Below are 15,553 nucleotides of genomic sequence, written 5' to 3' on the forward strand. Positions count from 1 at the left end.
AACAGAGCAGACTTTCAGCCTGCTCTGTTCGGTAGGATTCTTTATTCATTCACAGCTTTTTTAGTCATTTCCCGTCCACGTGTTGGCCAGCTTTCGACACCCTTTAAACCAGGAATATCATCTGCATAGAAAATCGGGTCCAAACCTTGTCGACGCTGAGACATATAATTGTCTAAGGCTTTAAAAGCAATTGGTGCTAAAATACCGATGGCAATTAAGTTGGTAAGAGCCATTAATGCCATGGAGAAGTCTGCTAAGCTCCAAACAATATCAAGGCTTGCAACTGAACCGAAGATCACCATTCCTAAAGCAATGAAGCGATAAACCAGAAGTCCAGTCTTACTTTTATTAATGAATGGAAGGTTGGCTTCCCCGTAGTAATAGCTTCCAATGATGGAGCTAAAGGCAAAGGTGAAAATGGCAATCGCTAAGAAAATACCAGCCCATGAGTTAAAGTGCTCTGACATGGCTGCTTGAGATAGCTCGATACCCGTCAGTCCGGAACCGTACGCATCTGAAGTTAAGATGATAAACGCGGTTGCAGAACATACGAGCAGCGTATCAAAGAATACACCAAGTGCTTGAATGAAGCCTTGTTTGACAGGGTGAGAAACAGATGCTGTAGCGGCAGCATTCGGCGCACTACCCATACCGGCTTCATTGGAGAATAGTCCGCGTTTTACACCGTTCATAATCGCGGCCCCAATTCCGCCCCCGACCACTTGTTCAAATCCAAAGGCACTTTTGAAAATAAGTGCAATGACTCCCGGCATTTCTGTAATATTCGTAATGACTACAAATAAAGCTAATACAATATAGAAGACCGCCATGATTGGAACAATGATGGAAGAAAAGGTCGCTATACGTTTAACGCCCCCGAAGATGATGAGTGCAGTCAAACCAGCTAACACAATTCCAATAACAAACGTGTTAATTCCGAATGAATTACTGAAAGCTGTTGCGATGGTGTTACTTTGAACCGCATTAAAGGTTGTCCCAAAGGAAAGGATGATGGTGACGGCGAAGATCGAACTCATCCATGGCTTGCCCAGTTGTTTCTTCATATAGTAGCCAGGGCCGCCTTTGAATCCCACCTTATCCTTTTCTTTGTAAATTTGGGCCAGTGTACTTTCGACAAACGCGCTGGCTCCTCCCAGAATGGCGACAAGCCACATCCAGAAGACTGCTCCAGGTCCCCCAATTGCTAAGGCAATGGCTACTCCTGCTAAATTACCTGTACCAATTCGAGTACCTGCTCCAATAAAGAATGCCTGCAGGGATGATATTTGCTTTTCCCCTTCCGCCTCGACCACATCTTTATCTCCTAATAATCGAAGCATTTCACCAAAGTGGCGAATTTGAACGAATTTAGATCCGATTGTGAAGTACAATCCTAAAATGAGGAGTACGCCTATTAAAATATATCCCCATAATATTGAATTTGCTTCCGTGACTAAATTGTTTAAAATATCCATGATAACCCCCTCAGAAATTTGTGTCGGTTACGTTTAATATTATCTGAAAATTTCAAATAAAAGTCAAGTTATTATCTGAATATTAAAATATTACCAGGAGTTATTTAGAAGGTCGAACTATTTTGTCATAGTAATAAAGGATTCTTTTGTAGTTATGAGACCAAAGTAGTGGTTGATAAAATTATTCTGAAATAATATATTTCACTCTACCCGAATCATTATTTTTTATTAAGGGAGATACGTACTGGAATTCAGAATTCACATAAAAACGGATCACTGACTGATGGTCAGTGATCCGTTTTACATTGGTTATAGTGTCCTGCTCACCCATTCGGCAATCCAGGCGCATGCAACGGCGGCATAAGTTCCCACGACGTTACCTAGTATCCCCATCAATAAACCTACAGGGGCAAGAGAAGGCTGGAATACAGAGGCTACAACAGGAGCCGAGCTTGTTCCGCCGATATTTCCTTGAGATCCTACAGCTACGAAGAATAGAGGAGCCCGTAGTAAGCGTGCGACTAAGAAAATGATGATCACATGAATGGCTAACCATACAATCCCCATTGCGACGTATTGAGGGGAATCCCATACATAAGCAAGATCGGCTTTCGCTCCGATCGTTGCAAGCAGGAGATAAATTCCTGCGTATCCGATTTTACTTGCACCGTAGTTCTCAAGGGTGCGAATTTTGGTAAAGGAGAAGATGATCCCGACTGCGGAGATGATCATGATCGTCCACGTTCCAGCTGAGAGTACATTGGTGACCGGTAACGTTTCTGAGAACTTTCGTACAACGTAAGCTACACCGAATCCTAAACCAATAATGGCAGCAAGGTAAGGAACCTCGATAGGCTTGGAATTTTTACGTTGAAGTTCTCCCATATCCTCATTCACCTTCCGGATGATCGAGTTATCCGCTTTGTTCCATTTATCGAATTTATGTTGGAATCCTGCAAGGGCAATCATGATTCCCATCCAGCTATAACCGACAACCGTATCGACGACAATAATAGGAGAAAGGATTTCTTTCGGTGTACCAGTAGCTTCAATCATGGCTGCCATGTTGGCGCTCCCGCCAATCCAGCTTCCGGCAAGAGCGGCTACGCCAGTCCATGCATCCTCTGGAAGAAATGGCTGGAATATGGCTAAAGCGATGGGGCCACCGATCACGACACCAAGAGTCCCGGCAAGGAACATCGTAATCGCTTTCGGACCCAGCTTTAATGTTGCTGGAACATTCGCAGAAAGAAGCAGCAATAATAATCCGACTGGTAATATGTAAGCCGATGTAAAGTCATATAAAGATGACTGATCCGGGATGATTCCAAACGTTGTAGATAACATCGGAAGGAAATAAGTCCAGATTAATGGTGGAGCATAGTGAAAGAACTTCTGTAAGAAAGGGTTCTTCGACTCCCCAAGAATGAACACAAGACCTACTAAGGCAGCTAAATATGAAAAGATTGCCATAGGTTCTTGAATTAAGATAGTGTCAAAACGCCACCACATAGTAAAACCTCCTTAAAAAATAGATAACAAGGTTTACTATAACATTGAAAACGTTTACTATTTAGAATTTTAATAAGTGCTAATCTTTGATCAATACTGAATATAAGAAGGGGCATACAAGAACCAGGGAGGAGTTATAGATCATTTTTCTCAACAAAAAAAGCCACAGGAATCCATGGCTACATCTTGATTGTTCATATGAAGTAGAGATGTATGAATGCTGGTCATGAGGATTTTTAATATAGAAAGATGGGATAAGGTTTAATAATAATTCCAGAATCCTAAAGCGAATAGTAAAATACCCGTAATCATTGAAATTCCAAATAACATAAATAAGAAATCAAAAATGCTGTCGGCGAAGACTCTCCTGCGGTTCTCACGTTTAAAATGACGTACTTCCTTGCGATACGATCGTGCAGCACGACTCATAAAAAACCTCCTCCTCCATAAACATCATTTGTATTTACACATATTCGTCACAATCCAAGAAAATCCTTCCTGAAAGTGAAAAATATGCCGACTTACCTATAACCAAGTCGAATGGAGGGACGGACCTTCTTTGCATTTTCAACACAAACAAGAGGCTATGCAAAGATAGCCTCTTATTTGGATAAAGAAAGCTTAGAAGTGAGCGAGCACCTGTAGCCTCAGTTAGCGGAGGTGATTTTGTGAAATTCCACTAAGGGCGCTTCCGGCACTTTGATCCGATTGCTGTTGTACTGCCAAATCTCCCAGAGCCAGCATTCCGACCAGCTGTCCATTTTCCACGACAGGCAAACGACGGACCTGGTGTTGAGACATCAAAGCTGATGCTTCTTCAACCGAGGCATCCGGAGAGATTGTCACAACCTGTTGTGACATAACTTGAGAGACATTTCCCTGTGCACCTTGAGTCAGTCCACGAGTAGCAATATCACGGTCTGTTACCATACCGACAACCTGTCCGTTTTCAACAACGGGAACGGAACCGACATTCTTGGAACTCATTTTAGAAGCGACGCTCTGAAGTGAGTCCTGATTTGAAGCAGCTTCCACATTTGTCGACATAATATCACGTACTTGCATGTAAATTCCCCCTTAATCAAATTGGCAGTACACGATTATTATTCAACAAATCCACTCAACTATTCTTAATGCGTTCAGCCATTATTTTCAAATGAGAGGGACGGACCTTCATAGAGTGTTTTCTTGGTTATCATTTAGTAATGAACATTTGAGTCCAATACGTCCCGTAAGATCCTCCCTTGGCATATCCCACCCCGATATGAGTATAGGATCCAGTGAGAATGTTTTTTCGATGTCCCGGACTATCCATCCATTCACGGATAACTTGCTCAGCACTTGTTTGACCGGCTGCAATATTCTCAGCGGCCTGACTATATTCGATGTTGAAGCTTTTCAGCATATCAAATGGGGATCCGTACGTCGGACTCCTGTGCGAAAAATATCCAACGTCCCTCATGTTACGTGATTTATACCGGGCAACCCTGGCTAGCTGCCAATCAAGCTGAAGAAGAGAAAGGCCGTTCCTTTGCCTCTCCTGATTGGTTAAATCAATGACTTGACCTTCAATCGATTTAGCTTTTTGAAGCGTCGGGATGTTAAGCTTTTGATTGGGATAAATTAAATCCGGATTCGACAATTGAGGGTTGGCTTCAATTAGTTCAGACAGTCCGATCCTCAACTTCTTAGAAATTGTCCAGAGAGTATCTCCTTTCCTGACAGTATAAGCACTTGCAGCAGACGTTTCATATAGACCCAATAGACTAATGACAATGGATAGTACAACAATGATGAGAGTCAGTTTTGTTTTCATGATATTAAAATGTGTAATCAGGGACAAAATATTCTAAGAAAAAGTATGGAAATAGGATTATAGTTTCATTTTTAGGGAAAAGGAAAACCATTAACCATAAAGTGAAACTTTTCTTTAGAATAAACGTACAAATAGGTAACGACATTTTATAAAAGAGGTGAATAACGTGGTAAAGGAGAACGATCGCTTAAAAAAAGTGATAACGAAATTGTCGAACGTTGGTGTTAATATATCAAAGACGAAATCAAGACGTGAAATTCTTCATTCACTGAAGCAGTATCAGCCATTACCTAAGACGTTAACCCAAGACTATTAAACTTACTCCTCGAGAAACGTTGGACAGACATATTCCGCCTTTCTTCACGATATACTAAGTAGTAGTGAAGAGGAGGGGTAGGTATGGAGAGAATGATGTTTGATTTACAGGCATTAAAGGAAATCAGAAAGAAGGCAGATGAAATTTCATACTACTGTATGAGCCGGGAACAGCCAGATCCCCATCGTGCAAGCATGGCGTTAGATCAGGTGTGTCGTGCACTTGCTATGTTTGCAGAAACGGAAATTCATCGAATGGAAAATCACCATATTCCTTATGACCCCGAAAGTTATATTAAAGGTCGTCTTGGGATTGCCTATCGATCTGTTCTCCAAGTCCCTCAAGAAGATTCCAATACAGCATAGTAAAAGAGGTTGACCCAAGAATTCAAGGGCTTCTAAGTCAAGAACATTATAGATATAAATCAGAAACTCTGAAAGTATTAGGACTGGTCCTTTAAGGATGACATCACTCATCGTTTTGGGTCAGCCTCTTTTTATTTACTACTCTAAAAGTTAGGTGACGATATTCATGACGAGGTTTTCGGATATATTGTTGGTTTGTAATGGGAAGGCAGGTCAAGGAACGTTAGAAGTTCTGTTAAAAGATGCTGTGCCCCCTTTATTAGATATCTGCACGAACTTAATTATTCATAAAACGAAAGAGAAAGGCGATGCAGAAAGAATTTGTAAGGAAACGGGTAGTCAATATGAACTGGTGGTCATCATGGGTGGTGACGGAACGATTCATGAGGCCATCAACGGATTGGCAGTCTTAGAAAAACGGCCATTGGTGGGCCTCCTCCCAGGAGGGACGTGTAATGACTTTGCGCGCTCGTTACATATTCCCATGAATATTGGACAAGCTGTCCGACTCATTACCGAGCGTCCTTTCGAAAAGGATATCGATATCGTCAAAGCGGACGAGCGGTATTTCAGTAATTTCTGGGGAACGGGGCTGGTCTCTCAGACGAGCGATAATATCGACGTGGGATCAAAGAGTGTCCTGGGAAAACTGAGTTATTATATTAGTGCGTTTCAATCCATTCAGGATTCCCCACTCTTAAATGTAAAGATAACAACGGAAAATGAAGTGATCGAAGAGGAAGTGGTGATGCTATTGGCCGCTAACGGACGATCGATAGGCTCTAATCCTCTGCCCGACTGCATTGATATGGAAGATGGGTTAATGGATATCTACGTTGTCAAGAAAAGTGGATTTCCGTTATTAAAGGAGTTTCTCGTTATCAAAAGTACAGGCAATATCAGTGAGCAATATGACGATATTATGCACATTCAAGCAAGGGAAGCCCATATCGAACTTGGACAGAATGAAAAGCTTGATATGGATGGGGAATTATATGAAGGAACCAGGCAATCTCTTCAAGTGTTAAATAAGCACCTGCGATTTGTAGTTGGAATGTCAGAATAAAAAGAGAGCAAGGGGGCTTATTTGTCCCCTTGCTCTCTTTTTTTGTGATTAAACAGTTTGTTTTCTCTTCTTTATGACCAAGTATAAAAGATAAACGGCGATTAAGACGCCACCGGCTCCAAGTGTAAGAAGTGTAAAGTTCTCTTCAATGAAAGGTTTTGCTTTAGCTCCAAGTGCTAAGATGATTGCACCTTCAAGGAAGAAACGAATTCCTCTCCCGATAATCGACCAGATCACCAGTACTCTGATCTTAACACCTGAAACCCCTGCGAAAATGGTGAAAATCTTATAAGGGATAGGTGTCAATCCTGCAATTAAAAGAGCCATTGCTCCATATTTAGTAAAGTATTCCTCTACTTTTTGAATCCTTTTTTCAGAGAAGAAATGCACAAGAATCGGTCTTCCAAGTTTTTTTCCGATCAACCAGCCAAAAAGGGCACCGATAACGGAAGCGATCGTTGTATAAAGTGCATAAAGCAATGCGTTCTCCGGATTGGCAATCGCTAATGGAATCAGTAATACATCAGGTGGAATGGGGAAAAAGGATGAATCGGCGAAGGAAACAAGAATCAGACCCCATACACCATAATCCAATAACCAAGCTTCGAAAGCGTGAAGTAGTTCAGACATAAGTTCAGTAATCTCCTTTATTGATCAAGCGTAATTTTCGATTTTAATGGAACATAAGAAAGTATATCACTTTTCACAAAAGGAGTCATGAATTATCCTGTATGGATGAAACCACTTCACGGAAGTTTTGTAACATATACAATTGATGTAACTAATAACAAAGGTTGATAAAGCTTTAAGCGAAATAATTTCTCGGGAAATAGTGACAGAAATCTTATTTATTCTACATTTCTGAAGGAGACTTCATTCCCAATAATCGTAATCCTTCCGCGAGTACAGTCGAAACAGCGTGAACCAAGGCTAAACGGGAGGCCTGCTGGGAGTCTTCTGAAATGATTTTTGTTTTTCCGTAGTAACGGTTAAAGCTTTGTGCGGTATCGACTAAATATTTGGCAATGGTTGAAGGCGCATAGTGTTTCCACGCATTCTCTACCATCTCCGGGAATAAGCGTAACTGTTTAATCACGTCCCAGCTTTCAGCATCGTCAAGCCCCTCAAACGTCAATGGAAGGGATCCACCCGCTTTTCTCAGAATGGATTGAGCTCTGGCGTACGTGTATTGAATGTATGGACCTGTTTCACCTTCGAAGGTCAGCATATGTTCCAGGGAGAATTCAATGTCGTTCACCCGATCATTTTTTAAATCATGAAAGATAACGGCGCCTACCCCAACATCTTTCGACACCTCTGAAGCATTAATTAAATCAGGGTTCTTCTGCTTAATATTTTCTTCGGCCATATGAATCGCTTCTTGAAGAACCTCTTGAAGTAAAATGACTCTGCCCTTTCTGGTGGACATCTTCTTTCCATCTTTCAGATAAAGTCCGAAGGGGATATGTTTCATATTATCCGCCCAGTTAAATCCGAGTTTCTTCAGTACTTCCATCACTTGTTTGAAGTGAATGGTCTGTTCCTGTCCGACAACATATAGAGCTTCATCAAAGTCATACTGACGATGGCGATACAGTGCTGCAGCCAGATCTCTCGTAGCATATAGGGTGGCTCCGTCTGACTTCTTGATGAGGCAAGGTGGGAGATTCCCCTCTAAACGAACGACTTTCGCACCTTCAGAAGTTTCGAGAAGGTCATGATCTTGAAGCAATGTCACGACTTCTTCCATTTTGTCATTGAAGAACGCTTCGCCATTATAGGAATCAAATTCCACTCCAAGCAAAGAGTAAATCGTTTTAAAGGCATGAAGTGATTCATCTTTAAACCATCTCCAAAGCTCCGTTACTTCCTGGTCTCCATCTTCTAATCGCTTAAAGGCTTTTCTTCCCTCTTCCTCAAGTGAGGGATCCTTTTCTGCCTCCTCATGAAATTTTTTATATAAAATAAACAATTCAGCGATCGGGTTATCCTTCACTTTTTGTTGATCTCCCCACTTTTTGAATGCGACGATCAATTTTCCGAATTGTGTACCCCAATCACCGATATAATTGATTTTCTCCGTTGTGTAGCCGCATTTTTCGGCAATGGTAGAGATGGAATTTCCGATGACTGTAGAGCGTAAATGTCCCATAGAAAAAGGTTTCGCAATATTAGGGGAGGACATATCCAATACGATGGTCTTTTGCTTCCCAAATTCATGACTTCCATAATCCGTGCCTTTCGCCAAGATGGCTGAAACAATTTCTTTCCCTGCTTTCAATCCATCAAATCGGATATTAACATAAGGGCCCACAGCTTCTACTTTGCTGAAAAAGGGAGAGGAGAGGGCATCGGCAATCTCTTCGGCAATGACGTGGGGTGCTTTCTTCCATGATCTCGAAAGCCGAAAGCACGGAAAGGCAAGGTCCCCCAAATGAGAATGTTTGGGCGTTTCAATCAACTCATAAAGATCATTCTTGTTCCAATCGGACAGCACATGCGTGAGCCTATCGGCTACTATTGATTTCAAATCCATCATCTACACCTCCTGATAAAATCAAACACAAAAAAACCCGTCTCTATCCAACATAGAGACGAGTTTAGCTCGCGGTACCACTCTTATTCCCCAAAAGGGCGCTCATTGTATAACGGGAGATCCCGGTTTTTCTCTACTATCTTCGAGAAAAACTTCTCAGAAGTGCGGTTCATCCCAGGCTTCCCACCAGGCTTACACCATCCCCGGTTCGCTTTTGATCCACGTCGGAATTACTCTCTTCATCATAGAATATTCGTATATAATTACTATTATTTTACACATTCTGGAGATGAATGCAACCTGTAATTAAGAATCTTCTGATGAAAACATATACGTTTTATGGTGGAACCTCATACTGAATACAAGTCCGAGGGCCAGCATATTCCCCATAAGAGAGCTTCCCCCATAGCTGATAAAAGGAAGGGGGATCCCGGTGATCGGAAGTAATTGAATCGTCATTCCGATGTTCTGGAACACATGGAATGTAACCATACTGATAATCCCTGCGCATACATAGGCGTTGAATGGTTCTTTCGTGTCCAAGGCCGTTTTCGTCAGATGGTAAATTAACAAGAAGTACAAGCTGATCACGACGCTTGCGCCAATAAATCCGTATTCCTCCCCGATCACACTGAAAATAAAGTCGGTATGATTTTCCGGGATATATACTTCTCCATCACTGTAGCCTTTCCCGAAGATCTGCCCGGAGCCAATGGCATTCAGTGAGTTAATTAAGTGAAATCCTTCTAATTTTGCGTAGTTATAAGGATCTAACCAAGCATAAATACGTCCAAATTGATAAGGCTTTACATTTAAATATTTTTCAAGCAGCTCAGGGGCCCAAATCACAAGTGAAAGGATGATTCCCCCAAGCACGCCTATAGAAGCATATATCGGAACGATCAGCTTCCACGTAATACCTGAAACTAAGATGATTCCGGTCATGATGGCTAAAATAACAAGGGAAGTCCCTAAATCCGGCTGCTGCATAATAAAAGCAAGGGGAAGGAGAGTCGTGACCCCGATTTTCACTAACAACTGAAAATCTGTTTGCACTGTTTTACTTGGGTATAGCTCATGATGATTCGTAATGATTCGTGCCAGAGCAAGAATTAAGAACGTCTTCATAAATTCTGAAGGCTGTATCGAACCAAGCGGTCCAAGCATGAACCAGCTTTTGGCTCCGTTTCTGTAAGGGGCGATGCTTTCCGGTGAGATGAGCAATACTAGTAGCAGGAAAATCCCTGCACCGTATATGTACCAGGCAAGTCGCTTATACTGATCGGAATCAAGGAATAAGGCTCCACCAATAATAATTCCACCTACGACATACCAAAAAGCCTGTCTTATCACAAAGTTTGTCCCATATTGACCTGAGGTCTGGGCACTGCTTATTCCCATAGCACTGACGATAAAAAACAACATTAATAAAAAGAGAAGACCCCAATCGATCTTGTCAGCAAATCGCTGGCGAGTTTCCATAATCAATTCACCTGAATTTCTAAAGATTTCACATTCCTAGTCTAATAGAAATGAAGGGAAATTTCTACTCATGACCTGATAAAATACGGAAGTTCTGACGGGATGTGACAGGCATCAAACGACATTTGTCGAAATGAAATCAATGATAAAGCCTATAGGAGTGGGATCAGACAGATGAAGAGGGAAGAAGAATACCATTTTTTACATAATTTTGATCATTATTTGTCTTCAGAATATGAGAAGAAAGTGCTGTGGCCTAAAAGCGTGACCGCGATTCCTTCCATTCCGGCAACCTAAATAGAAATAATGAAAGCCAACGGTCCTGCAATATGACTATTTTCGACAATTACCTGCGACTTTTGTCATCATTTTGAAATGAAATAGAAAAGAACAAGTACCATACATATTTGCTAAAATAGAAACTACGAGTTGTGCATCGTGTCAATCAGATGGAGGGAATGTTCTTGAAGGCAAATAATCAGGTTAAAGATATCATCTATGTTCACAAGAATACGGAACGTCAGTATGTCGTTTCCTACGGGATCAATTTCAACGAGTTTGCTTCAAATGCCCGAGAACCATTGAAGAATCTACTTCTCATAAAGCATCAGTACGAGCATGGCGCTTTTAATATACATACGCATATGGAGTATGTGGAACAGGATGAAATGAAGAAGATCATGAATGATGGGGTACAGAGCTATGGTGATTTCTGTTGGATTGACTTTGATGAAGAAGTGGGAGTCAACGAATTGAACGGTCAGGAAATCGCTGAGCTTCTTTATATGGGACACGTCAAGCAACCCCTTAACCCTCCTTTTTATTCAAAGTTGAACAATCGTTACGCGTACCTTTCCCATGATGATGGGTGGTTTAATAAGATTTATTATCGGGAATTTGAAGACTTCTATCATATGTTAGGAGCGACGGTTTCTTCGAAATTGAGTACAGTCAAAGGCGGAAAAGGCTTATTTGGTATGAAGAAAGAGAAAGACTATCCTATCATCGGTCAGGAAGTGATTCATTCCTTTAGAGACAAATTAAAAGAAGGTATGGTCATTTCGTTGGAAAGAGCCATACTAACGAGAGGCAAGATAGAAATCCCTATATGGGTTATCGGTGATTATTACGATATGGACGAGATGGCGGAAGATTATAAGCAAATCCGAAAATCACCAGCAAACGGATTATTATCCTATGATCGTAAAACGAAAAGCTGGAGTGCTTTACTTCGGTAACGAGGAAAGAAGGAGCGTGAAAGCTTGGTTGAAATTCAGTTTCATGACAACTTGGTTCGGGGAGTGTTTCTCGAGCGCCTCAATCGGTTTGTCCTCGAGTGTCAGCTCCCTTCAGGTTCAATAGAGAAAGTTCATTTACCTGATCCAGGCAGATTAAAAGAATTATTGGTGCGTGGAAACCCGATCTGGCTTCAGGCATCAACCGATCCTAAAAGAAAAACAAAATGGTCAGCCGTCATGACGTATGATGCTTCTAACGATATGTATGTGTCTTTGAATACCCAGTATCCGAATCGGTTAGTACTAGAAGCCTTACAGTTGGAAGTACTGGAAGAGCTAAAGGACTGGCGGTTGGTAAAAGCCGAATATACAGTAGGAAGCTCACGCTTTGACTTCTTGCTCACCCACAAACAATATGAACAAAAATTACTGCTTGAAGTAAAAAGTGTCACCATGGTAAAAGAAGGAGTAGGGAAATTTCCTGATGCCGTCACGTCAAGAGGTGCAAGGCATGTAGAGGAGCTTACACATCTTCAGGCGAAAGGAACCTATCAAACAGCCGTCCTGTTTATTGCTCAGCGAACGGATTTGCGGGGGATCACTTCCGCTCCTGAAATCGACCCCCATTTTTCCCGGGTCATGGAAGAAGCCCAAAATCAGGGTGTCCGATTTTTTGGGAGAAGCTGTATTGTGACGCCAGAGCGGATTTCCTTAAATGGCCCTTTGCCTGTATATGCAAAAAAGGATTAATCTCACTGTCATCTGAGCATGTGAAGATTAATCCTTTTTTATGTTCTACTGATCCACCTGTACCTCTGTTTTAGCTTGATAGTTCTGGTCTCCTTTAGCCGTTAACCAAACGGTCAATGTATAGGTACCGCTCCCGACATTGGGGAGAACAACCTTCTGGGAAAATTCTTCACCCTGTTTCACGGTGATCTCCTGGATTGCCTGGGTATACATCTTATTTTTTGAGTCCTTATACACTACTTCACCTTTATCGTTTCTAAGTTCAAAGTCAATGGTTTGTCCTGATGAAAAAACGAAGGTTTTCTCTTGCTCTGTTTGGTTTTTAATCGAATATACATAGACAACCTGACCGCTTCCATCTTGTTTCGTTAATGAAGGTTCCATTTCGCCTGCAACAATCCCTTTCTGTACAGAAATATCTTCACCAGCTCCTGAGTTTTGATCCTCTTTGGATTGACTGCTGTTCTCCTTGTCAGCCGTACCGCAGCCAGCTATTCCTGCCACAAGTATTATAAATAACATGATCAATCGCTTCATGCCAAATCCACCTCCTTACCGTATTAGACAGGGTTTATCCCAAAAGGTTACAAGTCTTCCCGAATATGAGCACGATGACACATGGGGATGTGCTGAACTTGTTTCTTTCTTCCTTTACAAGGGCATAGATTTACATATGTAAGGCAGATTACTTTTTTCTATCATGAGGTTCAGTACAATAGAATTATAGAAAAAGAGCAGAGGAGCAAGGTGTATGAAAAAATGGTTGGCTATTATTGGTTTTATTTCCTTACTATTAGTATCTGCTTGTGGTCCTTCAAATGCAACCGATAGCGGGGAACTTCCCGATGAAGATTGGGAAACCATCACGTCGGTAGCAGAAGGAACGAAAGTGAATCTCTTCATGTGGGGCGGTGACGATGGGATTAACCGTTATATTGATGACGTGGTTGCTCCTATGCTGAAAGAAAAAAACAGTATCGAGTTAAATCGAGTACCTTTGGATACACCGGAAATTCTGCAAAAGCTACAAACGGAGAAGCGGGCGGGCAAAGAGAAAGGAACGATTGATATCGTATGGATTAATGGAGAAAACTTTAAAAATGCAAAAGAAAATGACTTACTTGCAGGTCCGTTTACAGATAAGTTACCAAACTTCACGAAATATTATGTTACAGAAAGTCAAGCGTTTCATTATGACTTCGGGACGGAAACAGAAGGGTATGAGGCACCGTGGGGAAAGGTTCAATTTGTCTTCTTTTATAACAGCGAGAAAGTGAAAAATCCCCCCTCCAGCTTCGATGAATTAAAAGCATTCATGAAAGAGCATCCGGGGAAATTCACCTATCCTAATCCGGCCGATTTTACCGGGAATGCATTTCTTCGACATGTTCTTTATGCGAAATCGGACCGTGATTTAGCTCAGTCTTCATTCGACGAAGGAACAGCAGAGAAGATGGGGGAAGAGGTATGGAAAGAGCTGAATGACATGAAGCCGTTCTTGTGGCGAGAAGGAGAAACGTACCCCGCCACATTAACAGACCTTGATAAGCTATATAGCCAGGAAGAGGTTTGGATGACGATGGGATACAACGAAGCGAGAGCAGAGCATTTGATAAAAGATGGGGTGTTCCCGGAAAGCACAAAGTCATTCGTACTAAAGGATGTGGGATCAATCGGGAACACTCATTTCCTGGCTATTCCATTCAATAGCCCCAACAAAGAAGGAGCGCTGGTGGCCATCAATGAACTACTCTCTCCTGAAGCTCAGTTTGAGAAAGTAAAGCCTGACTACTGGGGGGAAAGTTCACCTATTTCCTATGAAAAGCTGAATGAGGAATGGAGAAATAAATTTATGAGCGTGGATCGGGGAGGAAGTGTACTGAAGGCATCTATACTCGAAGAGACCTATAGGGGAGAACTGGATGCGGCGTACGTGGAATGGTTAAAGGAGAACTGGATTCGTGAAGTGGCAGAGAGTCAATAACACGTTTCTCCTCATTCCCGCCCTACTCTTTTTTATCTTCATTCCTGGACTTGGTATCGTGCTTGCTTTACTGGAAAGCGTTAGGAGTGAAGGAACAATCACATTCGGGCACTACGCTGATTTATTCAAAGAGAAGCGTTTTGTGACATCCTTTCTCTTCAGTTTGACTGTGACTTCCATCTCGACCATTCTATCTCTTTGCATTGGATTGGGGATTGTGAAGGCATTCTCACCTTTACTAAAGGAAAATAAACATAAACTTCTTGTATGGATTCCCATGCTGGTTCCCCATTTTGTAGGGGCTTATCTCGTCTATTTGCTCTTTAATCAGAGTGGTTTTTTCTCCAATGTGTTCGGCATGGCCGGTTGGATCGACGACCGAAGTCAATTCCCGATCCTGGTCCAGGAGCGGAATGGGATCGGAATCATTCTAACGTATGTATGGAAGGAGGTACCCTTTGTTATCCTGATGCTGTTACCTGTTTACGCGACGCTTTCTAAAAGCTATAAAGAGATCGCTTCTTTACTGGGCGCGGGTCCCTATAAAGCATTTTGGGTGGCAGAATGGCCATTTATCCTTCCTGTTCTCGTGGAAACCGGAGCGATTCTGTTCGCCTTCATTTTTACAGCATTTGAAGTGCCCCGGCTTCTGGGAGTGACGTCACCGCAAATGCTTGCCATCCTTGTTTACGGCTGGTTTTACAGTGGCAGCTGGAGTGACCGTCCCATGGCTTTCGCCTCACTCGTATTAGTCGGGCTTGGCATTGGGTTCGTGATGTGGCTCCTTATTTACTTCACAAACAAGAAACGAATGCACATTACAAAAGGGATTGGAAATTAGAGGTGTTCACATGAGAAAATCGTTATTTTATATCCTATCCTTCCTTCTTTTTGTGTTTCCCCTCTTATTTTTAATTTATAAAAGTTTTTTCGGTGTTTGGAGATGGGGGAGTCCTGTTCCTGTTGAACCTGGTTTAAGGGCGTGGCAGGTGCTAATAAATGAGGGGGAATTC

The 15,553-nt window shown here is 42.0% G+C and carries 16 protein-coding genes and 1 other annotated feature; of the genes, 7 read left to right on the plus strand and 9 right to left on the minus strand.

Translation table 11 applies throughout. From position 1 onward, the window contains the following. Nucleotides 1–41 precede the first annotated feature (41 nt). The 5 genes from ACOSV2_RS20715 to safA all read right to left on the minus strand — a co-directional run bounded on the left by ACOSV2_RS20715 (nucleotide 42) and on the right by safA (nucleotide 4,803). A complete protein-coding gene (locus tag ACOSV2_RS20715; protein WP_428976711.1) occupies nucleotides 42–1,475 on the minus strand; it encodes an alanine/glycine:cation symporter family protein in 1,434 nt (477 codons plus the stop codon). A gap of 309 nt (nucleotides 1,476–1,784) precedes the next feature. Further along, complete coding sequence (locus ACOSV2_RS20720) at nucleotides 1,785–2,987, minus strand: DUF819 family protein (RefSeq protein ID WP_397554414.1); 1,203 nt, start codon at nucleotides 2,985–2,987, stop codon at nucleotides 1,785–1,787. A gap of 261 nt (nucleotides 2,988–3,248) precedes the next feature. Further along, a complete protein-coding gene (locus ACOSV2_RS20725) occupies nucleotides 3,249–3,416 on the minus strand; it encodes a hypothetical protein (RefSeq protein WP_181778162.1) in 168 nt (55 codons plus the stop codon). A gap of 222 nt (nucleotides 3,417–3,638) precedes the next feature. Further along, nucleotides 3,639–4,052, minus strand: coding sequence for a CBS domain-containing protein (locus ACOSV2_RS20730; RefSeq protein ID WP_113970217.1), 414 nt, complete (start codon nucleotides 4,050–4,052; stop codon nucleotides 3,639–3,641). A 130-nt stretch (nucleotides 4,053–4,182) separates the two neighbouring features. Beyond that, a complete protein-coding gene (gene safA / locus ACOSV2_RS20735; RefSeq protein WP_428976712.1) occupies nucleotides 4,183–4,803 on the minus strand; it encodes a SafA/ExsA family spore coat assembly protein in 621 nt (206 codons plus the stop codon). A gap of 166 nt (nucleotides 4,804–4,969) precedes the next feature. On the opposite strand from safA, the gene ACOSV2_RS20740 reads away from it, so the two are divergent. The 3 genes from ACOSV2_RS20740 to ACOSV2_RS20750 all read left to right on the plus strand — a co-directional run bounded on the left by ACOSV2_RS20740 (nucleotide 4,970) and on the right by ACOSV2_RS20750 (nucleotide 6,550). Next, nucleotides 4,970–5,119, plus strand: a complete 150-nt coding sequence (locus tag ACOSV2_RS20740) for an Lmo0850 family protein (protein WP_181778163.1) — start codon at nucleotides 4,970–4,972, stop codon at nucleotides 5,117–5,119. 83 nt (nucleotides 5,120–5,202) lie between these two features. Next, complete coding sequence (locus ACOSV2_RS20745; protein ID WP_397554412.1) at nucleotides 5,203–5,484, plus strand: hypothetical protein; 282 nt, start codon at nucleotides 5,203–5,205, stop codon at nucleotides 5,482–5,484. A gap of 166 nt (nucleotides 5,485–5,650) precedes the next feature. Continuing rightward, nucleotides 5,651–6,550 carry a diacylglycerol/lipid kinase family protein gene (locus ACOSV2_RS20750; RefSeq protein ID WP_428976713.1) on the plus strand — a complete coding sequence of 300 codons (900 nt, stop codon included), beginning with the start codon at nucleotides 5,651–5,653 and terminating at the stop codon, nucleotides 6,548–6,550. Nucleotides 6,551–6,598: 48 nt separating this feature from the next. Here the strand turns inward: ACOSV2_RS20750 and ACOSV2_RS20755 are convergent, their stop codons facing one another. The 3 genes from ACOSV2_RS20755 to ACOSV2_RS20765 all read right to left on the minus strand — a co-directional run bounded on the left by ACOSV2_RS20755 (nucleotide 6,599) and on the right by ACOSV2_RS20765 (nucleotide 10,568). Beyond that, nucleotides 6,599–7,180, minus strand: coding sequence for a YqaA family protein (locus ACOSV2_RS20755; RefSeq protein WP_428976714.1), 582 nt, complete (start codon nucleotides 7,178–7,180; stop codon nucleotides 6,599–6,601). Between the two features lie 223 nt (nucleotides 7,181–7,403). Beyond that, nucleotides 7,404–9,086, minus strand: coding sequence for an arginine--tRNA ligase (gene argS / locus ACOSV2_RS20760; RefSeq protein WP_428976748.1), 1,683 nt, complete (start codon nucleotides 9,084–9,086; stop codon nucleotides 7,404–7,406). A 51-nt stretch (nucleotides 9,087–9,137) separates the two neighbouring features. Continuing rightward, nucleotides 9,138–9,341, minus strand: a binding site (T-box leader). 51 nt (nucleotides 9,342–9,392) lie between these two features. Continuing rightward, the gene (locus ACOSV2_RS20765; protein ID WP_428976715.1) at nucleotides 9,393–10,568 is read right to left on the minus strand and encodes an FtsW/RodA/SpoVE family cell cycle protein; all 1,176 of its coding nucleotides are present in this window, start codon (nucleotides 10,566–10,568) and stop codon (nucleotides 9,393–9,395) included. 458 nt (nucleotides 10,569–11,026) lie between these two features. On the opposite strand from ACOSV2_RS20765, the gene ACOSV2_RS20770 reads away from it, so the two are divergent. Then, nucleotides 11,027–11,806, plus strand: a complete 780-nt coding sequence (locus ACOSV2_RS20770) for a hypothetical protein (protein WP_428976716.1) — start codon at nucleotides 11,027–11,029, stop codon at nucleotides 11,804–11,806. Nucleotides 11,807–11,830: 24 nt separating this feature from the next. Then, nucleotides 11,831–12,556: a DNA/RNA nuclease SfsA gene (gene sfsA / locus ACOSV2_RS20775; RefSeq protein ID WP_428976717.1), complete on the plus strand. Its 726-nt coding sequence runs from the start codon at nucleotides 11,831–11,833 to the stop codon at nucleotides 12,554–12,556. 45 nt (nucleotides 12,557–12,601) lie between these two features. On the opposite strand, the gene ACOSV2_RS20780 is transcribed toward sfsA, so the two are convergent. Further along, nucleotides 12,602–13,093, minus strand: coding sequence for a BsuPI-related putative proteinase inhibitor (locus ACOSV2_RS20780; protein WP_428976718.1), 492 nt, complete (start codon nucleotides 13,091–13,093; stop codon nucleotides 12,602–12,604). 214 nt (nucleotides 13,094–13,307) lie between these two features. On the opposite strand from ACOSV2_RS20780, the gene ACOSV2_RS20785 reads away from it, so the two are divergent. Both ACOSV2_RS20785 and ACOSV2_RS20790 read left to right on the plus strand, forming a co-directional pair. After that, nucleotides 13,308–14,540, plus strand: coding sequence for an ABC transporter substrate-binding protein (locus ACOSV2_RS20785; RefSeq protein WP_428976719.1), 1,233 nt, complete (start codon nucleotides 13,308–13,310; stop codon nucleotides 14,538–14,540). Next, nucleotides 14,518–15,381, plus strand: coding sequence for an ABC transporter permease (locus ACOSV2_RS20790; RefSeq protein WP_428976720.1), 864 nt, complete (start codon nucleotides 14,518–14,520; stop codon nucleotides 15,379–15,381). The genes ACOSV2_RS20785 and ACOSV2_RS20790 overlap by 23 nt, the downstream gene beginning before the upstream one ends. The last annotated feature ends 172 nt before the right edge of the window (nucleotides 15,382–15,553 follow it).

Source organism: Rossellomorea sp. DUT-2 (assembly GCF_052665285.1).